The 26,284-nt window shown below is 44.7% G+C and carries 18 protein-coding genes; 1 reads left to right on the top strand and 17 read right to left on the bottom strand.

Annotation, left to right across the window (positions count from 1 at the left end):
* Positions 1-531: 531 nt before the first annotated feature.
* The 15 genes from AC58U0_RS32800 to AC58U0_RS32870 form a co-directional block, all read right to left on the bottom strand.
* The gene (locus tag AC58U0_RS32800; RefSeq protein WP_057305317.1) at positions 532-1,374 is read right to left on the bottom strand and encodes a carbohydrate ABC transporter permease; all 843 of its coding nucleotides are present in this window, start codon (positions 1,372-1,374) and stop codon (positions 532-534) included.
* A 12-nt stretch (positions 1,375-1,386) separates the two neighbouring features.
* Positions 1,387-2,265 (bottom strand): carbohydrate ABC transporter permease, encoded by an 879-nt coding sequence (locus tag AC58U0_RS32805; protein WP_497382968.1) that lies wholly within the window; start codon positions 2,263-2,265, stop codon positions 1,387-1,389.
* 83 nt (positions 2,266-2,348) lie between these two features.
* Positions 2,349-3,683 carry an ABC transporter substrate-binding protein gene (locus tag AC58U0_RS32810; protein ID WP_497382970.1) on the bottom strand — a complete coding sequence of 445 codons (1,335 nt, stop codon included), beginning with the start codon at positions 3,681-3,683 and terminating at the stop codon, positions 2,349-2,351.
* Between the two features lie 125 nt (positions 3,684-3,808).
* Positions 3,809-5,398 (bottom strand): response regulator, encoded by a 1,590-nt coding sequence (locus AC58U0_RS32815; protein ID WP_497382971.1) that lies wholly within the window; start codon positions 5,396-5,398, stop codon positions 3,809-3,811.
* 3 nt (positions 5,399-5,401) lie between these two features.
* On the bottom strand, positions 5,402-7,201 hold the full coding sequence (locus tag AC58U0_RS32820) for a sensor histidine kinase (protein ID WP_497382972.1): 1,800 nt from the start codon (positions 7,199-7,201) through the stop codon (positions 5,402-5,404).
* A 123-nt stretch (positions 7,202-7,324) separates the two neighbouring features.
* Complete coding sequence (locus AC58U0_RS32825; RefSeq protein WP_497382973.1) at positions 7,325-9,091, bottom strand: methyl-accepting chemotaxis protein; 1,767 nt, start codon at positions 9,089-9,091, stop codon at positions 7,325-7,327.
* A 218-nt stretch (positions 9,092-9,309) separates the two neighbouring features.
* Entirely contained in the window at positions 9,310-10,323 is a 1,014-nt protein-coding gene (locus AC58U0_RS32830) for a LacI family DNA-binding transcriptional regulator (RefSeq protein ID WP_497382974.1), read from the bottom strand.
* Between the two features lie 74 nt (positions 10,324-10,397).
* Positions 10,398-12,005 carry a DUF3502 domain-containing protein gene (locus tag AC58U0_RS32835; protein ID WP_497382975.1) on the bottom strand — a complete coding sequence of 536 codons (1,608 nt, stop codon included), beginning with the start codon at positions 12,003-12,005 and terminating at the stop codon, positions 10,398-10,400.
* Positions 12,006-12,047: 42 nt separating this feature from the next.
* Positions 12,048-12,956, bottom strand: a complete 909-nt coding sequence (locus AC58U0_RS32840; RefSeq protein WP_057305326.1) for a carbohydrate ABC transporter permease — start codon at positions 12,954-12,956, stop codon at positions 12,048-12,050.
* A gap of 48 nt (positions 12,957-13,004) precedes the next feature.
* The gene (locus tag AC58U0_RS32845; protein WP_414858671.1) at positions 13,005-13,874 is read right to left on the bottom strand and encodes an ABC transporter permease; all 870 of its coding nucleotides are present in this window, start codon (positions 13,872-13,874) and stop codon (positions 13,005-13,007) included.
* Between the two features lie 123 nt (positions 13,875-13,997).
* Positions 13,998-16,790, bottom strand: coding sequence for a beta-galactosidase (locus AC58U0_RS32850; protein ID WP_497382976.1), 2,793 nt, complete (start codon positions 16,788-16,790; stop codon positions 13,998-14,000).
* Positions 16,791-17,065: 275 nt separating this feature from the next.
* Complete coding sequence (locus tag AC58U0_RS32855) at positions 17,066-18,604, bottom strand: response regulator transcription factor (protein ID WP_497382977.1); 1,539 nt, start codon at positions 18,602-18,604, stop codon at positions 17,066-17,068.
* The gene (locus AC58U0_RS32860; protein ID WP_497382978.1) at positions 18,582-20,417 is read right to left on the bottom strand and encodes a sensor histidine kinase; all 1,836 of its coding nucleotides are present in this window, start codon (positions 20,415-20,417) and stop codon (positions 18,582-18,584) included. Before AC58U0_RS32860 ends, AC58U0_RS32855 begins: the two co-directional genes overlap by 23 nt.
* An 18-nt stretch (positions 20,418-20,435) precedes the next feature.
* Complete coding sequence (locus AC58U0_RS32865; RefSeq protein WP_497382979.1) at positions 20,436-21,731, bottom strand: ABC transporter substrate-binding protein; 1,296 nt, start codon at positions 21,729-21,731, stop codon at positions 20,436-20,438.
* Between the two features lie 146 nt (positions 21,732-21,877).
* Positions 21,878-22,048: a hypothetical protein gene (locus tag AC58U0_RS32870; protein WP_497382980.1), complete on the bottom strand. Its 171-nt coding sequence runs from the start codon at positions 22,046-22,048 to the stop codon at positions 21,878-21,880.
* A gap of 281 nt (positions 22,049-22,329) precedes the next feature.
* Here AC58U0_RS32870 and AC58U0_RS32875 point away from each other — a divergent pair, with 281 nt between their 5' ends.
* The gene (locus AC58U0_RS32875) at positions 22,330-22,980 is read left to right on the top strand and encodes a response regulator transcription factor (RefSeq protein ID WP_057305332.1); all 651 of its coding nucleotides are present in this window, start codon (positions 22,330-22,332) and stop codon (positions 22,978-22,980) included.
* Between the two features lie 78 nt (positions 22,981-23,058).
* Here AC58U0_RS32875 and AC58U0_RS32880 read toward each other — a convergent pair whose 3' ends face one another.
* Both AC58U0_RS32880 and AC58U0_RS32885 read right to left on the bottom strand, forming a co-directional pair.
* Positions 23,059-23,340, bottom strand: a complete 282-nt coding sequence (locus tag AC58U0_RS32880) for a late competence development ComFB family protein (protein ID WP_497382981.1) — start codon at positions 23,338-23,340, stop codon at positions 23,059-23,061.
* A gap of 191 nt (positions 23,341-23,531) precedes the next feature.
* A complete protein-coding gene (locus AC58U0_RS32885; protein ID WP_497382982.1) occupies positions 23,532-26,207 on the bottom strand; it encodes a family 78 glycoside hydrolase catalytic domain in 2,676 nt (891 codons plus the stop codon).
* Positions 26,208-26,284: the final 77 nt, after the last annotated feature.

Raw genomic sequence — 26,284 nt, forward strand, 5'->3', positions numbered from 1 at the left:
TGTTTATTTGGTGTGGTAACCTTAAACTTCGAGAATTTGGGGAGGTACTCCTTTTTTGCGTGCTTAAAACCCTTGCGGTAGCAAGGGTTCTAAATTATGAAATTGACTCCGGAATGCAACAAATTCCATTTTTACGATAAAAATCAAGAAAATTGTTGTACACAGTACAATTTGCAAAAAACGAAGCCACCCATTTCTTCCCAACGCGCTCGAATCCCAGGCGCTTGTCGTAACGCAGCCTCATGACGTTGGTCAAAACCGACTCCTTCTGGTTGGCAAAATCATAGTTCCCAAAGTTGGTATTCCTACTTACCGCCACATTGAAATTCACTCACTTACCACTTGGATAAATGTGAGAAACTAATCGCCTTTAAGCTGAAGGATCCCATGAAGAGCTTGCGATTCCGTATTTCATTAGCAATTAAGCCGTTTCTAACCGAAAAAAGACCTCCCATTTTCATGAAATGGGAGGTCTTTTCCATTTTAACCTTTTACAAAATAATCCAACAACTCTGCAAATACGCAGCCGTCTTATCCTTTCACAGCAGATCCTACGGTTAGCGCCTTCTCCACTTGCTCACTAAAGAGTACATACACAAGTACGGTCGGCAAGCTCGCGATCGTCATCGCCGCGCCCATTGCTCCCCAATTGGTGGTGAACTGACCTTGGAAGAAGAGCAGTCCGAGCGGCAAGGTTTTCAAGGATTCTTTGGTAATCAGAATTAATGCCATCGTAAATTCATTCCACGCCGACAAGAAGACGAAGATCACCATCGTTGCAATCGCTGGTTTAATAATCGGCAATATGATTGTATAGAAGGTCCGGTAAATGCTGGCACCATCCATACAAGCTGATTCTTCCAACTCAACCGGAATACTGCGGAAAAAACCATAGAAAACCATACTGGAGAATGAAATATTGAAGGCAATATAAGGAACGATCAGCGCCCAATACGTGTTCGCCAGATGGAACTCACGTACGAGAATCGCCAGCGGAATCATGATCACTTGCACGGGAATGAACATCCCAATCACGACATAAATACGAGCGGCTTCCTTCCAGCGCCATTGCATTCTGGCAACGGCATAGGAAAACGTAACCGAGAGTACAATCGTACCCACAACGGTAGCTGCAGCTACCAACAAGCTGTTACTGAAGTAGACGGGTACATTGAACCTTGACCAAGCATCTACATAGTTCTCGAATCGTAGATGAGTCGGAAAGCCGAATGGATTCGTTACGAAGATTTCATTGTTATTTTTAAGCGAATAAAAGACCATCCACAGCAGTGGATACACTGACAACCCCGCATATACCCACAATAAGATGCCCAGGAGCGGATTCTTTTTACGCAATTTGAGTATTCCGTTCATCTGTCATCCCCCTTAAAATGTAATCCGTTCTCTTGCGATCAGTCGGTTAATGGCCAAAGTCACAATCAAGCATTCGATGACCAGGAAAGCAGCCGCGGCGCTTCCATAACCGAATTCACCCACACGAAACGCAGAGCGGTACATCAAATAGGTCAATGTGTACGTGGAATTCCCTGGGCCCCCGCCGGTCATAATGAACATATTAGCGAAAGCATTCAATCCGCCTGTAATCGCTAGGACCAAACAAAACTTATATGTTTCAGCCAGCATGGGTATCGTTATTGCCATGTGCGCTTTGAATTTGGAGGCGCCATCAATACGTGCAGCCTCTAGGTACTGCTCTGGAACAGACTTGACAGCCGCCAGCAGCAATGCGAACTGGTAACCCATATACTGCCAAGCATTCACGAACGCAATGGCGAAAATCGCTGTTTTGTTGTTCGTTAGCCAATCCTGACGATACGAGAAGCCGAGCGCTTCAAATATTTTATTAATCAAGCCATACTCGCTGTTATACATCGCCAGCCACAGCTGACACACCACCGTAATGGAAAGAACCACAGGAATGAAGTAGCTAATTCTTAGAAACTTGCTTCCTCTGAACCCTTCTGCGACGGCAAAAGCAAGCACGCTGCCGATGCCGATTTGAACGACAGCCAAAATACCGGCAAAAACGAAACCGTTATATAGCGATGTGTAGAAAATACTATCTTGAAACAATCGAATATAGTTATCTAGAAAAATAAAAGTGCCTTCGCTTAATCCATCCCATTCGAATGTACTGCGATAGAAAGTTTGCAAAATCGGATAAAACACAATCACTGTATACAAAAGGAGTGCCGGCAGTGTGAAAAGCATAATAGCCGCCTTATTTCCCATGAATTTGCGCATGTCATCACTTCCCTTTTTTAGTAGAAAACTCACACCGGCGCATAGCGGTCCAGTGTGAGTCTCCTTTTCCATAGAAACTTCGGTTATTTCGCTGTTACTGCCGCTTTATTCAAATCTTTCGCGAATTGATCCGCTGTATAGTTACCTGTCAACAGGTTTTGTGTGGCATCTTCAAGCGCTGCTTTGAACTTAGGATTAGACAATCCCCATGAGAACGCTGTTGTGCTTGTGATTTTCGGAATATCTTTGGATAGTTGTTCCATCATAGGAGGGAACTGTTTCACAATCGGCTTATCTACTTTGGTAGCTACGATTGGATTGCTGCGGTTTGTGAACTTGTACTCCGCATATTTCAAGGAAATGAAGGATGCCACTTTTGCTGCAAGTTCTTTATCCTTGGTGTTGGCTGATACGGCATATCCACCAGGACCACCGCTGCCGCTGAATGCTGTTTTACCTTTTTCATAAGCTGCTGCATCAGCAGCTGGAATGTACATGTAGCCTGCTTTGTCACCAAGCGCTTTTGTAGCCGCTTCGATTTCCCACTGACCGTTAATGAACATCGCTGCTTTACCTTCATGGAAGAGCGCTGCTGCTTGATCGTAATTTAAGTTCGTTGCGCCTTTTGGCAGCATGCCTGCTTTAACCAGCTCGATGATTTTCTCTGCAGCTGTTTTGTAAGCAGCATCATCTGCTTTGGCAAGGCCTTTATCAAGCTTCGTTACACCAGCTGGTTCAGCGCGTGAAACGAACATGTCATAAAGGGCTACGCAGGGCCATTTTTCTTTAGCGAAAATGGAAAGTGGCGTAATGCCTTTTCCGTTGAACGCTTTGACAGCCGTCATCAATTCATCATAGGTAGTCGGCACTTTCACACCATTTTGTTGGAACAAATCTTTGTTGTAGTAAAGCAGTGCAACTTCATTACCCGCATAAGGGAATGCGTAAGTGTGGCCGTCATCGGTTGCAAGTGTATTCAATGCGCTCGGCTGCATTTTGTCTTTGAAGCCAAATTTAGTTACGTACTCATCCAAAACTAGAATATTATTGGATTTCTTAAACGTATCGATAATGTCTAATCCTGCTCCGAAAATGTCAGGCAGATTGCCTGTAGCTGCATAAGTCTTCAGCTTCTGGCCATCATCTTGCGCTTGAATATCGAGCTCTAGCTCAACATTCGGCATTTCCTTTTTCAATTCCGCAACGGCATAATCATAAGGTGTTTTCGTATCTTCATCTGCGTACTGAGCATAAATTCTAAGTTTGACTGGCTTTGCATCCGTCTTCACGGGTGCTGCTGTTGCCGCAGCCGTTGGCGCGCTAGTTGCACCCGCATCTCTTGTTGTGTTTGTAGTTCCGCAAGCTGCAAGGCTAGTAGCCGCGAGCAAGCTTACAAGAGTAACTCCCATTTTTTTCATTCGTTGGACCTCCCAGGCATCATGTGCTTTCTCTTCTTTACAACATGAGTATAAAAGGAAAAACCCCTTATGATAATGGAATAATCGAGGGGTTCTTGTAAAATCCGCACATTTAGGAAATTTCGTTATAAGCGGTTATTCTCATACTCACTAGGGGAATATCCAAAAAATTTCTTAAAGCTTTTACTGAAGTAGCTAGGATCGTTAAAGCCGATTTTATCGGCAATATCGGCAAGACGTATGTTCCCTTTACCGAGTAAATCCTTCGCTTTATGCATTCGAACATGCGTGACATAATCAGTCACCGTCATGCCGATTTCTTTCTTGAAAACAGCCCGGAGATAGCTGGGATTGATGAACACCTGCTGGGCAATCTGATCCAATTGCAGCTCGGGATCTCCGTAATGAAGCTCGATATATTCTTTGGCGGATTGAGCAATTTTCGACGATCGGGTCTTTCGGTGCTTCCCCGTATAAAGAATAGCTTGATTAAACAATTCCTTGATCCATACAGATGTGGCGTCAATGGATTCCAACCGTTTGATTTCACTATAGGGAAAAAAGGCTTCTCCGAAGCAATCTTCAATCGGATGTCCAGTTTCTGTAACATAAGACAAACAAACAGAAACAAGTCCCATGCTAATGACATAGGTATAGTCTAAGGATAGCCGCTGATCACGAATTGTTTGGAAAATTTCTTCCAACTTAGCATCTACCTTATCCCCATTTTGCATGCGTAATTGTACGAGCAGCTCTTCATTCACTTCCGTGGGATAGAAGGCTTGAGTCCCTGACTCCAAAGCTCCTGATCCGTATGCGATAACACGATCATTCCCCAATACAAACTTATTTTGCAAGGCTTCAAGCGCCTCCAAATAAGAAGAACGGATCCCTTGATAGCCGGATTGACTCCGACCTACACCGACTGTGATCGTAAATTTCAAATATTTCTTGATCAGGAAACATAATTTCTCGTAACCGCCTAACGCAGGAGTTTCCATCTTACCATCCCCTTGGTGCTCCACCAAGCAAATAATGCGCCCCTCAGGCCCATTGAAAATCAAGTGATTCTCCGTTTCCTCGAGCGCCTCGTTCAGAATGTTCGTCACCGCATATTTCCAAAGTAAACGTTCACTCACTTTGTTCCACTTGAGATCCATGTTATCAATCTCAATACAAGCCACAACAAAGCATAATGAGTCGAAGGATTCCCCGAACTGTTGAAGTCTTAAACGGGTCTCCTCATCGGAATGGTTATAATCACCGCTTAACAAATGATTAAGAAAGCTCTCCTTCATCAACTGCTGATTTTCCTTCAGTGTGGACTTCTCTTCTTGAGCCCTCTGATGCTCCTTCTGAAGCTTAAGCAGTGTCAGCACCAATTCATCCTTCGAAAACGGCTTAAGAATGTAATCTTCAACCCCAAGCTTAAGCGCCTTTCGAGCATAATCAAATTCGTTATGGCCCGTAATCAGCACCACGCTTGTAGCTGGATATCGCTCCTTCAATTGCTCCGTCAGCGTGAGTCCATCCATAAACGGCATGGTAATATCCACAAGGGCAATATCAGGACGATGCACGTCAACTTGCTCTAACGCCTCGACCCCATTTTTGGCTTCTGCGCATATTTCAAATCCATAAGCTTCCCAATCTAATGCCGTTCGCAAATATTCTCGGAAAATGGATTCATCATCAACAATTAGTATTTTCTGCATATTTTAACCTTCCTCACTTTGAAAAGGGAGCCATAATGTAACTTCTGTGCCCTGCCCCAGTTGACTTTCAATTTGTAGGCCATAAGCATCGCCAAAATAAAGCTGTATACGGTCATTCACGTTCCTTAACCCATAGCCGACAGCTTGCTCTGGAGATTTCGGCTTCTTCACAAGAGCCTCAAGCCGCTCCGGCAGCATGCCAACCCCGTCATCGCTGACGATAATCTTGATTTTACCCTCCACAATTTCACCTGTTACTCTTAGAAGACCTAGGCTGCCCTTCGTTTTAAGACCATGGTAGATCGCATTCTCTACGAGCGGCTGAATGGTTAATTTCGGAATAAGCCCCCCGAGCACCTCACCCCGGATATCAAATTCAAAGGTAAACACATCCGAATAACGGATACGCTGGATGGATAAATAATCCTTCACATTGCGGACTTCTTCCTCGATCGTTATCATCTCTCTTCCTTTACTCAGAGCAACGCGATAGAAATCGGCCAACGCTTTGGTTGTTCGCTGTACATCCCGTGCTCGTCCCATTTCTGACAAGGTGTAAATAACATCTAACGTGTTATACAGAAAATGCGGTTTAATTTGCGCCTGAATAAGCGCTAGCTCGTATTCACGCTTCTTCTTTTGCTCAAAATTAATGTTTGTCAGCAGCTCTTGAACTCGCCTTATCATCGCATTGAAGCCCGAGGCTAATAAGCCAATCTCATCCTCGGAATTCACCTGGAATTCAATGTTCAGACTGCCTTCTTTGACCTTCTTCATATGTTTGGTTAGCCCCATGATCGGTTTGGCAATCAATTGCGACAGCATACCCGCACCAAGTAAAGCAAAAAATAAACAGATCAACCCAATACATACAATAAGGACAGTGATTTTACGCGTATCCGCGGTTAAGGATTGCAGAGGAGCCATCGAGATGAGCTTCCACCCAAAGCTCGGAACATCGGTGCTTACTACAAGTGTTTTCTCATGTTGAAAAGAGGTTAGATCCGACGTATCATCGCTGGATGTAATCCAGTTTTTCAGTGTTGGATCTGCGACGTCATGCAGCAAATCCTCCGGATGCTGCGATGAAATAACGACGCCTCCCTCATTCACGATAAAATAGCTGCCATCCTGGATCGAGCCGATTTTCTGATAAATCGCAGATAAGGTGCTTTCTTTGATATTCAGAACGAGCATACCGAGCTTTTGCCCCGTATAAATATTTACAATCCGCTTACCTAGCGTCATGACAACATCTTGAGAATCAGGGGTCAAGTAATTACGTTGCTGCATAGGAAACCAAATATTATTACCACTGGAGACGTCAATCTGTTTCAGCATTTCACTGCCCGCGATCAACTTCTGGTTCCGTTCCATAAGGAGATTAGAGCCAAAAACCCGGCCATTCGCATCTATATACGCAGCCGATTGGACATCGGGAAATACAAGCATAGCAAAGCTCAACTGATTCGTAATCTGCGTGTACATCTGTAAGCTCGTTTCCGCTGCCCCCTGAGCTTGCGGATCTTCCACGATTAATTTGTTGAGATTGATCGTCAGCATATTGGCGCAGCTTTCTACATTCGTTAACATGCCTGTGATGCGCGTAATAATGAGGGACGAGTTATCCGAAACATTTTTAATCGTCTTTTTGACAATCGCATTCGTGTACACCTGATTCGAAACAAAACCTAGTACAAATAAAGGCACGAAGATTAGAGGGAAATAAATCATGATAATTTTATAGCGAATACGTTGATTACGAAACCAAGGCATGGTTATATATTTTTGTAGAAACTGCATGGTTTGCCCCCTACTTATCAAAAACTGAAAAAACCCTATACAATCCACCGTCAGGCAATACCTGTCGGTTATATTGTATAGGATTCGCCTACTCATTGAAACTAGCCAAATCTATATGCGCATTTACACATTAATTCGTTGAATAGATAATCGCATTTCATCCGTTAATCCGCTCAAAGCCGTTGCTGAGTCAGCTATTTCTTGGGCAATCTTAAGTTGATCCTGTGTCAGCTTGTGAATGTTCAGCGTTCCGTCGGATGAAGCTTTTGCAATATTCGCTATGTCTATAACAGATGCTGTCACCTCTTCAGCCCCTGCCGTCATCTGTTCTGTTGCTGATGAGATATCATGAATTTGCTCAGACACATAACGGAACTGTTCCACGATATGGCTAAAGAACGCCTCCGCTTTCATCGTGAGACCAGCCCCGGTCCGGATCTCCCTCATACCCGCTTCCATGGCTTCACCCATAAGCTGAGATTCCTTCTGAATATTTTGCAGCAGTCCAGCAATTAAATGAGCTGAGCTTGTTGCATTGTCCGCAAGCTTACGCACTTCACCCGCGACTACAGCGAAGCCTGCACCGTGTTCTCCCGCCCGCGCGGCTTCAATAGACGCATTGAGTGCAAGCAGTTTCGTTTGTTCTGCGATATCCGAAATAGCCGATAAGGCTACCCCAATTTCCTGTGAATGGCCGCGCAGTAAGGCAGCTCGATTTAGCGCTTCTTCCGTTGCAGAAGTTATGGTAATGAATTGACCGTTCATATTCTTTACGATCGTTTGTCCGGATTCCGCGCTCTCCAGCGCATTCATGGATGCGTCAGAGGCCGTCAAAGAAGCCTCCGAAATACGTTGGATGGCCGTGGCCATCTCCTCCATCGAATGTGCACTCTCATTGGTGCTTGACTGCTGGGTATTGGCTCCTTCAGCAAGCATTTGTATCGAGACGTTAACTTTTGTGTTCATCTCCAGCAGATGATGGGCTTCCGTGTTGAAACGTTCCGTCGTCGCTACAAATTGATCCGAGGTGTGCGATACATTAGAGACAATCGTTTTTAAAATGTTATTGATGTTGCCTGACATCTTATTCATCGCCTGATAAACGGCACCAATTTCATCGATAGAATGAACAGGATTTTCAGCTAATTGCTGCTTTGCAAGGAGCAGGTCTCCCTTCGCTATGCTTTCCGCACCTGCAACAATCCGTTGTAACGGACGCAGCGAACGGGATATTAGCAGCGTAACCGCCCCAATTCCAAGTAAGGTGAAGAAAAGCATAAGCAGATACACGGATATATTCCCCATGATCAAGCTGTTAGAAATACGTTCGATGACCCCTGCCTCCGTATCGATGCCTAGAACACCGATGGTTTTACCATCAGCGCTTTTCAGAGGTGCATAAGTCGAGACATATTTACCGTATTGCGGATTTACGATCAGGGGTGAACTCGCCGAACTCCCCTTGAGCAATGCCTGAACAGCGTCTTCTGGAATATCTGTCACTTCATTGATCGGTGAAGCCGAACTTTCTCCTTTTGGTTGTCCGTCAATCATAAGGAGAGGCTGATTTTTCTCATCAATTCGAACAAGATACACATATAGCGCTCCTATTTGCGTACGGTATTGGTCTAGTTCCTGCCTGATATTCCAATACAGCTCGTTCTCCTTTGGATCTTTTAAAAATTGTTCCCATCTATTTGCATCGATTCCTTGCACATAGCTCTCTGCTAATCGAATGCCATAGCTGGATATGGCTTCCATCCCTGCTTTCTTGGCATTTCTGATTTCAATGAAAATATTGCCTGCAGATAGTGCCAAAATGACTATCATCACGGCCGCAATGATGCGCACGACCAATCGTTTTCTTATCCATGTAACGAAACGAAACATAAAAAATCCCCTCTTTATTCAACATGATTCGATTATTTTCGACATAAAATTGGGAAATCCTTCTTCCCACAAGAAATTAAATGACAAAATCGAGAGATAAAATGATTAAATTAGTCGTTTTGACCTATATCAACAATATAAAGCTGATCTGAACAGTTGCCACTGTCCGGATCAGCTTTATTTTTAGCTTCAAGCACGGCTTATACCAAACTTTCTCATTATGTACTCTGTCTAACAATGAGCTTAGGCTCCAGAACCGTCAGCTTCTTCACTTTTTCCTTCTGAATTAATCTCGATAATAATGCCATCGCTTGACTCCCAAGCTCTTCACTATGCTGCGAAACGGTTGTCAGTTCGGGATTCATCGCAGAAGCTAATTGGGTGTCATCGAATCCCGCAATCGCGATGTCTTCGGGAATCCGCAGTCCGCGTGAAATAGCCGCTTTCATAGCACCAATGGCCACGTAATCGTTAATACAAAGAAAGGCCGTTGGACAATTTGGCTGGGTAAGGAACTGATCCATCAACTTGCGGCCGCATTCCATGGAGAAGTCTCCCAAGCGTACGATTTGTTTGCGAAAAGGGAGATCATTTGCTCCTAGCGTACTTTTGTAGGCTTGCAGCTTTTCCATCGTTGTTGTCGTTTCAGCGCTTCCCCCTAAGAAACCGATGCTTCGATGCCCGCGATCAATAAGGTGCTGCATAATGAGCTGGGTACCCGCATACTCGTCCGTTTTCACCCGATGACAGGGATGCCCCGGGAGACTGCCATTAATCAAGACAATTGGAATTCTCTTCTGGATATCCACGACTTCCTGTACGAGCAGCTCGGGGCATTGGCGTGAATTAATTCGTCCCCCCATGAAAATGAGTCCTTCCACCTGCCTTTCACAAAGCAGATTTAAATATTCAGATTCTCTGCTGAAGTTGCTAAATGTATTACATAGAAAGAGTGTGAAACCCAGCTTCATCGCAGCTCTCTCTGCCCCTCCGAACACCTCAGGGAAAAACATGTTACTGCTATCTGGGAATAAAACGCCAATCATGCCCGTTTTCTTATTTACCAGACTGCGTGCCAACGCATTGGGCTGAAACTTATGCTTTTCGATAATCGCCATTATCTTCTGCCTTGTTGAGGTTCGAACGGGTGCGGTATCATTGAGAACTCGGGAAACCGTCGCGACGGAGACGTTCGCTTCTCGGGCAATATCATAGACGGTTATAGATTCCAAGACTACACTCTCCGTTACGTCAAAATGTAAAGATCGAAGGCCTGTTCAGAGACAGACCTTCGATATCTTAATCCTTATTTGCTGCTTTCAACTGTGACTTTGAAAGCATCCAATTGTTTCTGAACTTCAGCCATCAGTTTATCAAAACCAGCTGTTTTCAGCTTCGCGCGGAAATCATCAACGGCTTTGACAGGGTCTCCTGCTTTGCCATAAAGAATCGCAGGTCCCATTTGTCCAACAACTTGGGTAACGGCTGTCAACTCATTTGATACAGGTCCCTTATCGAAAACGAATCGGCCATATGGAAATGGCTTTTTGATTTTGTCATAGGATGCATAAATCGCGCCTTTTCCTGAATACTCATTGCCATCTGGAATTTCATTCTTATCGATACGTCCACCCCAGAAGTTGGAATAGAATTCGTCTCTTTGTACATCATAACCATCTGGACGGAAACGTTTGCCATCCTTGACGACGTACTGCACGCCTTCCAAGCCGTAATTCATCAAACGATACACTTCCGGGTCTTGACGAATCAGCTCGTAGACCATCAGAGCGCGCTCTGGATGCTTGCTTTTCGCACCAATGGACGTTCCGCCGTGTGTGATTGACATGGATACGAGATTGTTGCGTGTAGACGAGAATGGGAAGAACTGGAGATCCGAGCCTGGCTGCAGCTTATCCATTTTGATACGTTCACCAAGGAAGGTTTGCGTATGATGCTGATCAACACTTGTCTTACCAGCCTCAAGCTCTGAACGGTTATCGCCTTTATAGTTCAGCACGTCATCACGCCAGAAGCCTTTGTCGCCCCAATCCTTCATGAGTTTGGCAAAATTCACGAAGGTATCATCAAGAACAGGACTGTAGGCTTTATATTTCTCATCATAGGATTTACCGTAGATTAGACCGAAGAGACCTGTACTAACCGGAAGTTCAATCGCATCTGTGTAAGAGTTGATGTAGCCACCAATATTACCTGCGGCGGTACCATTCGCATCCCAAGGAACAACGCCTGGCTTCTTATCCTTCACACCTTGGAAATAGGTCTCCAACTGCTTCCAATCTGTAATCGGCGCCGTGATCCCAAACTCTTTGGCCCAATCGCCCCGATACAAGAAACCGTGATTAACCCACTGCGTATAATGATCTTCAGGAATCAGCATGATCTGATTCTTGTACTTCGTCTCAGCCCAGTTCTCTGGCGGTACTTCCTTCCAAGTTAACGGCGCATACACAGGAAGCAGCTTATCCAGCGGCTGGAAAGCACCTTTTTGGGCATTCTGCCACGTATCCAACCAATCTGTTGCAACCGTAATCAAATCAACTGGTTCTCCTGAAGCTAGCAAAAGATTATATTTGGTTTGCCAATCGGCCCATTCAACCCATTTAATTTCCAGTTTTGCATTTGCTTTTTGTTTCAAAATGGCGTTGACCTTTTCCATTACCTTTTCAAATTGACCATTTTTCGGTTTATCCCCCAGCATCACGTAGGAAATCGTTTGGAACTCGGAGGTGTCAATTTTGCCGGATGGTGCTGCTGTCCCTGTTGCCGCAGCAGTCGCTGTCCCTTTATCCGTGGAGCTAGTTCCTGTACTGCTAGGTGTGGTACACGCCGTCAAGCTTACAGCAAGCGTCGCTGCCAGAGCTACACTAAGCGCTTTCTTTTTTCTCTTGAACATACGGATTTGCCTCCCCATAATCATTTTGGTATATGCTTTGCGTCAGCCTTTAACAGCACCAACGGTAATACCTTGGATAAAATATTTCTGCACCATCGGATAAAAGAGAATGACCGGTCCCGTTGCAACTACGGCGGTAGCCATTTTCATCGACTCTAGCGGCATATCCCTTGGCTGTACATTGGAGGAGACCGATGAGTTTTTGATAAAATCGGCACTTGTTACGACGTTGTACAGGAACAATTGAAGCGGCCTATACTTCAAATCGGGTGATAGGAACAGCATCGCATTGTACCATTCGTTCCAATAACCCAAAGCAATAAACAATCCAATGGTAGCAAGCGCCGGTGTTGTCATAGGCAGGATGAGCTTGGTGAAAATCTTGAAATCACCCGCCCCGTCCATTTTGGCCGATTCTGTAATCGCATGCGGAATGGATCTAACGAAGCTTTTCATCATAATAATGAGAAAAGGGCTCATCAGTCCGGGCAGCAGGACAGCCAAATAGTTATCCTTCAGATGCAGCCACTGCGTCATTATTAAGTAAAAGGGGACAACCCCGCCTTGAAACAACGTTGTAAAGTAAATGAAGAAGGAGATCCGATTGCGATAAGGGAAATCAGGACGCTGCAAGGAATAACCCGTCATGGCTACGATAAATAGTCCAATGGTTGTTCCAATCAGCGTAATGCCGAGCGTGACCCCATAAGAGCCGATGATGACGCCAGGGTTCTCGAAGACAATTTTATAAGCAAACGTACTAAACTCTCTAGGCCACAAATTATAGCCGTGTAACGTGATTGATTTCTCTGCTGTGAACGACGTCCCAAGGACGAGAAGAAAAGGTGCTAAACAGAAGATTGCAAATAGACCAATAAAGAAGTAGCCGAATAGCCGAATGGCCACCGATGAGAAATCAGTTCCTCTTTGACGTGCGATGACTTGTTCCACGTATGTCCCTCCTAACCAATCTAAATTGATGAACACTTACATGTTGAATTAGAACAGCGTGTTTTCAGGCGAAACTTTCTTAACCAGCCAGTTGGCTGTGATGACAATAAAGAAGCCAAACACGGACTGATAAAGACTGACAGCGCTTCCTAGAGAAAAGTTAAAGTTATTCATCAAAGAGCGGAACACGAACGTTTCAATAATATCTGTCGCATCAAAAAGGGCTGTATTGTTGGCACCGACCAAGTTATAGAACAATCCAAAGTTCCCTCGGAGAATACCGCCTAATGAAAAAAGCAACAAAATAATGAACGTCGGCTTTAGCCAAGGAAGCACGATATAACGAATTCGCTGCAGGGCATTTGCCCCATCAATTTCTGCGGCTTCTACGATTTCCGAGTCCAATCCCATTATCGCAGCGAAATAGACGATTGAGCCGTACCCTGTCGATTGCCAAAGAAACGTAATGACGATGATAAAAGGCCAAATCGTTGGATTCGAGTACGTCTTAAGCGGCTCCCAACCGATCGATTTGAGAATCCCATTGAGCAGTCCAAAGTCATAACTGAGAATGTTATAAGCAATAAGGCCAACAAGGACAAAGGAAATGAAAAATGGCAGGAACATCAGTGATTGTGAAAGCTTTTTAAACCACTTTTTACGAAGCTCGTTCAGTAAAATGGCAATACCAATCTGCAATATATTTCCAAAAACAATAAAAGCTAAATTGTAAGCAATCGTATTAAACGTTAATTTCCAAAGTGCCCCAGAGGTCACTAGAAATTTGAAATTGTCAAACCCAACGAACTGACTGCCGAAGATCCCCGCAGAATAGTTATAATTAATGAATGCGAGATAAAGTCCTGGCATTGGAAGGTAAGACATGACTAAGAAAAATAAAATCGCAGGAACACACATGAGGACTAAGGTTCGATACGACCAAAATCTGCGCAGTGGGGTTATACGCTTTTTGACAGAAATAGGCGCCACTTCTAATGAGCTTGCTGATATGGCAGTTTTCATGCGTACTCTCCTTTCAATTTAAACTGCGGCTACGGGTACGAAGCGAAGAGGCTCTAGTAAGGCATCTTCAGAGGCCGATACCGCCTCCAATAAGATGGCTATTTCATTTCCAGATTCGCCACCCTGAAACCACGGTCCCGGTAAATAAAAGGATTCATCGCTGCCGCCACGGAATATCGGTCTGTTGGCACCGCCTTGCGTCCACAAGCGGCCAACTAGGTGTCCGTTGAAGAATACGGTCAGCTTCATATTGCTGCCTTTGACATATACCCTCCAACCTAATCCTTGATTATCATCAGGGAGGTCACCGTACAGCCATGACAGGGTACCCGGTATCAAGGAGATAGCTCCTTCTACGGGGAGAGCCTTAAGCGCCGAAGCTTTGGCATGCTGCAGTAAGCCATTCTCCTGACATGAGGATAATGTCCACTGGTTAGCAGCTGTTCCTTCGTAGAGACTTATATTTCCGCTAAGAGAACCATACGTTTTATCCAGAAATAGCGTTAATGTTGCCGTATCTCCCGCCCTTACATAAGGCGTAATATCCAGATAAGGATTGAGCGGATTCAATTGACCAAGTGCGTGCCCGTTCACGTAAGCATAGGCGTGCGTGAAATTACCAGGCGTGTGGAGAATCCACGTATCCGCTTCTTTCGACAGCTTTACTTGATTGCGGTAGCATTGATGGGCGGGCTGTTCTGCGGAGAGCCACCCTCCGACGCTCACAATCGGCCATTGTTGATCGTCATAGTCCGATGCTGCATAATCGTCCTTGTCCTCTCCGTATGGCATAAGCTTGAATCGCCAGTTTTGGTTTATTTCCCTAACCGACGTTACTCCAGCTATGCCCGTCAGCCCTTTCAGAGCATTTAAGTGCAAACCCGGCAAATTCGTATCATGGAAATTGGTATGTCCCCATATCTCGACACGAGCAACCAGATTTGGCTCTACGCGCGAGCCGGAAGGAATCGGAAGGAAGTGACTTCCTCCACCCGGTGTTGCAGTACCAAGGTACGTTTCACCAGAATAGACAGAAACGACATCACTTGCCTGTTGAATGATAATGCCTAGACAGCTTTTCTCAAGCGGTAGTGATAATTGCGAGGTGTACCAGGCGAAACCTCGGTAAACACCATGCTTCTCCAGATAATCGGCAGTGCCACCGATCGATAAGCTTTCGTCCGCAAGGGTATCCAAGGGATTCACTAAGCTTTGAGACCAGCTGAGTTCAACATCGCGGCTTTCGGAGACTGGTTCTACCCATTTGCCAACATGCAGCTCGCCTTCATCTTCCATATTTTCTAACATCAAAGCACGTGAACGACTCATCCCGATCAATTCGATAACGTGACCGCTTACTAAGTGAATCCGAGCAAATCTCTCTTGCTCGCCCGATTGAAAGGATACCGTTACCTGATCTCCTGTCGCAGCTTCGTGTAACGTCATTGTGCCAGCCTCTGTCTGCACTTCCGTATTAAAGCAGAGACGAATTTCGCCTTCGCCCTCCGTATGAAACACGAACAACGTGCGTTGATCAAGCTGCTTCACGAGCAGCAGTTCTGCAGTTGCGTAGGCCAGTGTCCCTTCAGCGATTCCCCAAGTCAGCAAAGGCACTTGCAAGGGGAGAATCGGACAGCGGCTAGCTTTTGCGACAAGTGTGGTATAACGGGGTATGACATCTTCTTCCACATGAAAGTAAGCGCATTCATCTTGCTCATTGACTTGGCATAGGAAGAGCAGCTCGCCGCCTTGCTTTAACGTTAACCGATATGGGGCTGAGTCACTACTTGTGAGCTCAGGCTTAGCCTCTGCCAAGGAAGCGCCATACGTTTGAATCACACGATGCAGCATTCTTCCTTCATAAGCTTCCTCTCGAATGTGTCCTTCGGGCGTTATCATCCCATGGAAATCATAATCCGAGGTAAGAAAAGAAAGAGGATTACCCCAATTGTTGGCTGCATTGGTAAAGCCAAAATTCGTCCCTGAAGCCTGCAAGTAGGGTCCAAGCAGCTTCGCTCCTGCCGATAACAATCTGCGAAGCAGGAAGTGCGAACGATTCGTCTCTGTGACGAGTAAGGGCAGCCCCCGACGAGCCAACTCCTCTCTATAGAAGAGCACCTTTTCTTCGAAAACAGGATCTTGGTCATTTGGATAGAAGTTACATGTTGGCACCACGCCTTCAGCAAAACCTGAAGCCTCGTACAAGCCGCCTTGTCCGGCGCAAGCAATGAGCGGTACGGTTATCCCATGCTGCAAAGCTAGATCTCTTAGCGCCGAGATGTACCCTTTGGGATCAGAGCAAGGATAGAAATCAAGCTCGTTGTCTAATTGGACAGCAATGATGGTGCCACCTTGACCCGCTTCATACTTCTTCAGGATGGGAAGAATCTGTTCATACCACCTGGCCACATGCTGCAAGAAGGCAGGATCGTTATCCCTTAAGCGAAGATTCTCTTTCACGAAAAGATAAGCGGGAAGTGCTCCCCCATCCCATTCCGAGCAAATATACGGCCCTGGTCGTGCAATCACCCATAGTCCTGCATCTGCAGCATCCTGAAGAAACTGAGCCGCATCCTTCTCTCCGGTAAAATCCCAAACCCCTTCCGCTACCTCATGATGATTCCAAGGAAAGTACACATCAATAGCGTTATATCCAAAGGCTTTTACTTTATTTAGTCTCTCTTTCCATAAACCGCGTGGTAATCGAAAATAAAATAAGGAGGCACAAAGTATAATTTCTGATTTTCCATCTATACGCAGTGCTTCTGACGATAATTGAATCACTGCTTCCTCACTTTTTGCTAAATACAATGGTTACCCCCCTTGATCTACCCTCATTCATTTATGAAACCCGTTTCATCCGCTTGGGATGTCTAGCTTGCTGTTCTTTATGAAGTTAGTATAAGCTGTTTTAAAAGCGCTTACATTGAAAGAAACATCAAGTTATATAACAAAACTACGAAGATATAGCCCCACGCAAAATAAAAAAAGCTCCGAATTTTATCTAAATTCGCAGCCTCTTGCATTCTATATAACACTGATTTCTTATACAATTCACAGAATTTATCATTATTCATCTCGAACCATTAACCATTGCGCCTAAATTCCTTGACCGTTTTCCCTTCTAGCTCTTTAAATACTTTGCAAAAGTAAGAAGTTTCTTGAAATCCCGTTTTCTCAGCAACTTCATATACTTTCCATGCAGGGTCTTGAAGCAGCTGTTTCGCTTTCTGAATCCGGCATCGATTCATATATTCAACAATCCGCATCCCCGTCTCGCTTTTAAACAAATTAGATAAGTAATTCGCGCTCAAATGGAGAACTTCTGCGAGTCTTGCCACCGTGATGTCTTCAGCATAGTGCTCTTCCATATAGTCGATTGCTCCTTGGATTTCCTTCCGCATCATCGTGTGCTCAGCCTTATTCCCAGCAATTTGCTTATTCAAGTTTAGAAATAACGGCTTCACTTGCTGTAGAGGCTGAAGGGCTTCTATCGCCTGGCTAACCTGTTTATAATCATGTTCAAACTGATCTGAGAACCTGTTCCTCTCCATTGCCAATGTTCTCAGCTGCATCATTAACTCTGCTAGCAGGCTCCGCAGCTCGGCTATAGGCGGCTTCCTTTGAATGAGGCCTTGAAACAAAAGCTCAGTTTGCGTTTCAATAGCAGTGAATAAACTACTTTTCATCGCTGCAACCAGAGGCTGAATCGTGATTCCGGCCAGCGTTTCAACCTTGTCATTGATCTGAAGGGACGTGTAGGCATAGAGTTGGCCCGTTCCTTCATAAACGTATTGATCTAAGGCAGTTTCAGCTTGCTTATACAGCACTGCCCAATCCTTCAATCCATAGCCGATAGAGCTAATTCCCATTGTTACAGAGGCGATCTTCTTCATCCGGGTATATAGCTGCGATGCTTGCCGGAGTGTCTCCTCCATACATTTGTGTTCACTCTTCTCCTGCGGAAAATATGTAATGACCGCAGTTCTCCGCTCCGAAATCGGTATCACCATGTTTGAGTCCACGGCCTGTTCTTCGTTAGAAGCATCGACAAGAACTTTAAAGCTAGCGTCGATCAATACAACTGCCGTAGGACCTCCATGAATGGGAAAATGAACGGCGCTCGCTTGATCTTCGATGTCCTCCATTCGCTTCAACTCGCCTAAGAGAAGCTTACGCCCCAACAGGCATCGCACCTCTTGAAAGCTGGCATCACGAATACTGGCTTGTCTTTTTCGCCTATTTTCTTCCATAATCTTACCGCTCATTTGTTCTAATAGCTGCTGTAAAGCGGTAGGTTCGAGGTCATGCTTTAACAAATAATCCTCAGCCCCGAGTTTGAGGGCTTCCTTCACGAACCGGAAATCATCGAAGGAGCTGAGTGCCACAATTTTGATAGATTCATCCTTTTGTTTGACCTGCTGAATTAGATCAATACCGTTCATTTCGGGCATTGAGATGTCCGTCACAATGAGATCAACCTGTTGATGCTGCAGTAGTTCAAGTGCATGTACACCATTGAGTGCTTCGCATACAATCTGGAAACCATAATCTTCCCAACGAATGATCGTTTTAATCGCATACCGATATATCGCATTATCTTCAACGATCATGGCGTTCAACATGCTCATTCCTCCTTTGACGATGCGTTCTATGCGGAATTCGAACAATAGCTTTCGTACCTAATCCTGGTGCACTTTCGTAGCTAAGGCCATATTTCTCCCCATAATACAGCTGAATACGTTCATTCACATTGTGAATGCCGATACTCGTCACTCCAGGAACCGATTCTTTACGTGTTGCTGTGTTCAATAGATTAAGCGCCTGTTCAGCTTCCATACCAATTCCGTTATCTTCGACAATGAGTAGGAGCTGCTTCTCTTCTATGCGTGCATATAGTACAATACGTCCACTCCCCTTGGACATTTCGATGCCGTGAAGAATCGCATTTTCGACAAGCGGCTGGAGAATGAAATAAGGCACCTCACTTTCCAATAACCGTTCATCCACTTCATAGTCCATATGAAAGGCATCGCCATAACCAATTTTTTGAATATAAATATAGTTTTTTAATTGGTTAATCTCTTGCTCCAAGCTGTGAAATTCACCGACACGCCGTACCGAGGATTTCAACAATTCAATAACTGAGGTGACCATTTGCTCAATCTCGGCTTGATGGTTCATACGAGCGTACCATTTCACAGTACCTAGTGTGTTATAAAGGAAATGAGGATTAATCTGACTCATGAGGACGGTAAATTCAGCCTGTTGTTTGGCAATTTGCTCTTTATACACCGTGTTTATTAACTCGTTAATCCGAGACAGCATAAAATTGAACCGTATCGATAAACTCCCAATCTCATCTCGCCCAAGCGGGATAATGCGGACATCGAAGTTGCCATCTTCGACCCGGCGCATCGTTTGTTCCAAGATTTTGATATTTCGCGTCGTAGAATTTGAAAGTAATACGGCAATTCCGGTAGATATCAGAACGGCAAGCAGCGAAACGAGAGCAATCACAAAAACTAACACGCGTGTATTAGACAGAAGCTCTGACATCGGAATAAAACAAAGCACCCGCCAGCCCAACGTTGCTGTTCGTTCTTGGACGAATAAATAACTCCCCTCCCCAGCATTATCGACATTTGCCATAGAGACATCATTTTCCTTAAGCGGATGACTTAGGCTCCTCGAGATCAGATTGTCCATGCCAGGGGTCCCGCCACCCGCTAGCAGTTCATTCAAAGGATTGAGAATTGCAACATTATTTTGCTTAATAATTGAGCTATTACTCCCCAGGGATAAGAAATAATCCGAATCGATACTGATTACAATCGTGCCAAGACTTTGATCTATTTGACTCAGATCAACGAAATCTCTGATAAGGAACACTTCTTTTTGCTTTCTCAGAGAAGGCGACCAGCTGATGCTTAGGTCATGATTTTTCAAATAATCAGAAGATTTGCTTGTCATCGCGGTTACTTCTTCATGATTTAGTGTATGATCCAAGCCTTTTTTATTTTCCCACCAGTACACCTGTCCCTTTCGTGTTTGAATCATTATTGCGTTCATGTATGGATTTCCATTCCCGTACTGTGCCAGCAAGAACTCCATACGGCTGCGGAAAGCTGGATAGTTGTCACCTGTAACTTGTTCACCTTGTTCAGCAGCAATTTGCCGAATATTACTGTCACTAAGGACATATACGGAGGAAGTGAATGCTTCCTTCGCCCTAATTTCAATATTGTCGGAAACTTGATGAATGACCTGCATCGAAAGATCTCTTGTATTCGATTCAATGAATTTCGTAGAGGCATAGATGGCAACTCCGCCAATCGCTGATGAAATGAACAAGATAAGAATCATATTAGATAGAAATATTTTCGTTCGGATGCGAAAGTCCTTGACCCGATCTAAGTTCCACGTGGTGGCTGTCATACGCAGATCTCCTTGCCGTCATTTAGTTGGTTTACGAATCCGATCGAATGCTTGATCCAACTCTTGAATACAAAGATCCACATTGTGGCTTCGATCAATAACGAATTTCGTGAGAGCATTGACAAACACCTTTTGCAGATCCTGATTCATAAAATCTGTCGGCAAACTCGACCAGTCATACGTTTTGCCTGTTTGGATATACGTTTCATCCAGCTCCACATAAGTCGGATCAAAGTCATTCGGCAAGCCTTTAATCACAGACAAAGCCTTCTTATTCGTCTGAAAAATGGTCCCCATTTCCTTCGAGGCGAACAGTTCCAGCATTTGAAGCGCCGCTTCCTTATGAGATGATTTGGGATTGATCACAATCCCACCTGTTGATTTTAATCCAAACTTGGCATCTTGGGGATCATTTGAATAAGGAAAAGCGAACAGTCCTAAATTACTCGCAGGATTCTTGGATTTAACACCGTCTACCGTCCACGTGCCATTAATAATCATGCCGGCTTTCCCCTCAGCAAGGAGCCCTTGGGCTTGGTTCCAATCGGTTTCGAACGGCTTGATGTTCACATAACGCAAGCGTTCTCCATAGCGTTTCAAAATGTCTTTGAAGTGAATTTGATCCTCAGCGAACGAAGTTCGACCTGCTTCAATCTCAGCAATCCAGTTGTGGCCGGCAGCGTACTGATTAGCCAAAAGATCCGCTGCTATGTCCCAAGTCAGGGTCCAACTATCCTTGTAGCCTGCTGCAATAGGAATAATTCCTGCCTTCTGCAGCGCCTCACACGCAGCTAAGAATTCCGGCCATGTTGTTGGCGGATTTAGAATGCCAGCGTGGGCGAAAGCTTCTTTATTGTAAATGACACCCGCTCCATTCACGTCTATCGGGAGTGCCCATATTTTCCCATCGGCTGTCTTCACACCATTCAGGAACCTATCGTCGATTTGCGATAAAAAAGGTTGACCCGTTAAGTCCATCGCATATCCTTTATGAATAAGATCCTGAGCGGATTCCATATTATCCAGCATATAGATATCTGGCATGTTATTCGAAATCACACGCGTGCGAAGCAAGCTCATATAATTGCCGCCATCCACGCCTGTCAGCGTAAACGCATAAGAAGGATGTTGTTTAGTAAATAGCTGTGTCCCCGTCTCCAGCCATTTCCGCGCACCTTCCTCATCAAAGTGATGTATCCACGCAAGCGTCTGCTCCTGGGGCTGCTGTTTAGGAACGACTGTTACTGTTTGGGTTTGACAAGCGGTAAGTATCAGAGTTACAGTCATGCCTAGAGCTAACAATCGAGTCTTCATTCATCCCCCTCATTCCATGATAACGTTTACAAACAGTATAACGGACATGGCCGATTAAAAAAACAGCCTATTTCCTCTTCAGAGAAAATAGACTGTTCTATGTTGTATATACAAGCGAATCATCACTTATTGAATTCTAGTTATTCCTATCTTTCATTCACTGAATTCCAACCATCATTGGCTTCAATGATATTCATCATTTTCTTCATCGAAAGTTGGATTTGTTCAGCGGAGGGCAAGGGTAAGTTGCAGTACGTTTGCTTCACAACATCCGTTAACACAGAATCGAACATGCAATCAATTTGCTCGTTTTTCAATATGAATTCCCTCCTTATTTACTTAATTTTGGAAGAATACCTATCCTTATCATATATAGAAACGCCTTCGATAACAGCGCAATATTTTCTTTCGCAAACCCACATTTTTTTCCATAAATGCGCAGCTTTTTTTGCGTATAACGAAAAAAGACGCAAAATCAGATCAATAAAATCTAATTTGCAATCTTTTTGTGAAATTTGGTAAAATTAAGGAAAGACTTGAACAGCGACGTTGAATTCACCATTCGGATCCCCTTACCAACTGAGGAAGGAAGTATCAGATGATTAAGAAATCGAAGATTCTGATCGTAGATGATCATCCCTTAATGGCGGAAGCGACATCGAATACACTGCAGCAAATCGAGGGCATACAGATTATAGGGATAGCCGGTACGGGCAAACGATGCTTGGAACTCGTAGATTTGCATGTACCGAATATTGTTTTTTTGGATTATAATCTTCCGGATCAATACGGCGATGAGGTTGCCAAAATCATTAAAGCGAAATATCCCGCCATCCACCTTGTCATTTTTTCGGGCATAGAATTATCCCATCTTTACAATTATTTGATCGGACTTGAGGTTAGTGCTGTTATATCTAAGGAATCTAGCGGTACGCTTATTAAAAGTTTAGTTACCCTTTTGTTAGAGAATTTCACGGTAATACCCGTCCCTGTTTTCCATAAAATGAGAGTGGACAGCGGCAATTTGCATCAGACCGATTCATTGGATGACGATGAAGTACATATGATGACCATGATTGTCCAAGGCCTAACCAACGAGCAAATGGCCGAGGAAGTCCATATGAGTAAGCGAACCGTTGATAATTATATACGCAAAATTTATGACAAATTAGGCGTCAAATCAAGGGCGCAAGCAGTCGATAAATTTAATCAATTCAAGCATATTTATGAAGTTAACCGCAGGCCATAGATGGTTGATGCGATGAATGATACAAAAAAGACTGGCCTCTTCGTGATGAAGAGACCAGTCTTTTTAATTGCTATTCTATTATGGTTGGGAATCTTCTCGATGATGTTGATGATGCTCCACAATATTCGCCGCTTCCATTAATTCTCGCATGACATCAGACTGCAGCTGTGGGTTGATATAAAGACCTTTTACAAATAACTGTCCCTTTTCACTAGAGGTATATCGCGGAGGAATTTTATTTAAAACCAAAGCAAGCACGTCTTCTTTGCAAGTAGTGCAATCGCATTTCATTTCATAGTTTTTTTGAAACTCATCAAACAAATTCATCACTATCGTTTCCATTGCATTGAAGACTGCCATTGTGGGTACCCCTTCTTAATTCAACTATATCTCTATTATAACTCATATCCTCCTAATCAAAAAGTTATCAAAATAAAGAGGGGATGTCCCGTAAGCGTACACATTCACTTAGGGGCACAGAAAACAGATAAAAATGAGGTGGCATGGCTCTTGCCGTCTCATTTTTATCTGTTCCCAATTTATTCACATTCTCAACAAATAATGGAGTAAGAACCCGAGCCAAGCTCTAACCGCAGCTCTCCATCACTTTCCGCAGCTGATAGAACTCCTGATGCTGTCTGGGCTGCTTGACCATTAACGGTAGCCATAGCTAATGCCGCTCCTCTCAAGGTTGCAAAACCTGTCGTATTCGGAGGTAGTTGGAACTCATAGACTACTCTGCCATCGGCCTCTTTCTTCCATTCACTGCGTATCTTGCCGTAGCTAGAAAGGAGCGATGCTTTCGCATATTCAAGGCCGGAGTCTGGTCGCGGACGGAAATGAATCCGTTTGTATCCAGGCTGCTGATCATCGGAATCGAGACCTGCCACTACGCGGTACAGCCAATCCCCAATGGATCCATATGCATAATGGTTATAGGAGTTCATATCATCACTCCAGAACGATCCATCCGGTTTGATGCCATCCCAGTGCTCCCAGATGGTGGTTGCTCCCTTGTGAATCGAGTACAGCCATGATGGATAATCTTCCTGCTGAACCAACTTAACAGCCAGATCATGGTAGCCATTCTCGGATAATACATGGCACAGATATGGCGTACCTACGAAACCGGTCGTCAGGTGATTCTTCTGATCCTCGACATATTCGGCTAACGTCTTTGCTAATCGATCACGCGTACTTCCTTTCACGAGTCCAAACATTAGCGGGAGCACGTGTGCTGTCTGTGTATGCGCGGCCAAACGCCCGCTTGGTGTAAGGAATTCTTGTTCGAAAGCTTCAACAATGCGCTCATAAAGTTCACTATACTTAGCCGCATCCTCGCTGCGTTCCAGCACTTCCGCTGCTTTCACGAAAAGTGAAGTCGAATAGGCATAGAAGCATGTCGCGATTAAGTCTCTAGGAGTCGCTCCTACGTAGCTGCCTTCTTTGGCATCAAGCCCAAGCCAATCACCAAAGTGAAAGCCTGTATTCCACAGATACTCATTCTCTCCTTGGCTTCGCATGTACGTAATCCACGCTTTCATGCTGTCATACTGCTCCTCCAGAACACGCTTATCGCCATATACTTGATACATCGTCCACGGGCATATGACCGCTGCATCCCCCCATGCAGAGGAAGAGTGGTCATTCGGACCAAGTACGTCTGGAATGACGAATGGAACACCGCCATTTTCATGTTGATCCGCTTTTAAGTCGCGCAGCCATTTGGTGAAAAATAGAGCCACATCATAGTTAAAAGCTGCCGTGCGAATAAATACTTGCGCATCCCCGGTCCAACCCAGTCGCTCATCCCGCTGCGGGCAATCGGTCGGTACATCCAGGAAGTTGCCTCTTTGTCCCCACACAATATTCTGCTGAAGTTTATTCAATAAGGGATGGGAACATTCAAAAGTGCCGCTAGCTGCCATATCCGTATGAATGACATGACCCGTGAAACGCTCTGCATCGAATGCTGCATCCTTGGGCCAGCCTACGACTTTGACATATCGAAAGCCCTGAAACGAGAAATGGGGTTCATATTGTTCTTCCCCGCCACCTTTGCATACATAAGTAACCGTCTGCTTCGCATGACGCAAATTCCCAATATAGAAGTTCCCTTCTTGATCCAGCACCTCTGCGTGTAGCAGCTGAAGACGAGTTCCAGCAGGAAGCTCCAATCGCATGTGCACTTTTCCAACCATATTTTGCCCAAAATCAAGCACGGTTTCACCAGAAGGCGTTTCAATAACGGTTATCGGCTTCAAATGCTGGGTAATGCGTGATGGCTCATTCTCTTGCATGACTAGGATCTCTTTGGAATGTTCAAGAACCGTTACCGGGCACCAATTTTCATCCTGATAAGTCGACCTGCTCCACCCGCTAAGCTCCAAGTTTGCATCATAGGTTTCCCCATGGTACAGCTCAGACATCCGAACTGGTCCTAGAGAAGCACGCCAGGAAACATCACTAACGGTTATTTCCGAAGTTCCGTCTATGTATTCGATATGCAATTCGAGGAAAAGAGCTCTAACGTCCCCAAAAATATTTTGTTGATTTTTCCAAGCCAAACTACCTTTATACCAACCGTTTGCCAGCACGGCGCCAAGGGTATGTTTTTCACCTTGCTGAAGCAGGCTTGTTACCTCATACGTCTGTACCTGCAGACGGTGTCGGTAGCTGGTCCAACCGGGTGTGAACTCCCAATCCCCGACACGAGCGCCGTTGAGTTCAAGCTCATATATGCCTAGACTCGTTGCATAAATAGTCGCTTTACGAATTCCCTTACGTGCTGTGAATGTCTTCCTCAAATAGAAAGCTTCTTCTGCGTCGGGATCCATGGAAGCTGCGTCAGGTGTAATCCACTTGGCTGACCAGTCTGCTGGACTTAGCTGTCCCATTTCCCAGAAAGCGATCTCACTCCAAGGCGATTGCAAGCCAGACTGATCCCATACTTTGACTCGATAAAAGTAACGAATTCGCGGCAGCAGCTCTTGACCCTCATAAACAACAAGCACAGATTGTTCCGATTGTATGTGACCGGAATCCCAAACCAAACGACTCGGTTCGAATGAATTTTCATCCAAACTAACCTGGATCTGATAGGCTGATTGCATGGTATAATTGATGTCTGAAGCTAGTTGCCAAGAAAATCGAGGCAGAGTCGTATCCAGTCCAATCGGGTTGACGCGGTATTCGCATGTTAAATTAACAATATTGAGTGTCGCCATTTAAAAACTCCTCCTATTTTTATCGGAAATGTCTTGTGTCCAATTCATAAAGTAAGCATCAATATGTCCTATTGTAG

This window comes from Paenibacillus sp. J31P190, assembly GCF_059692075.1.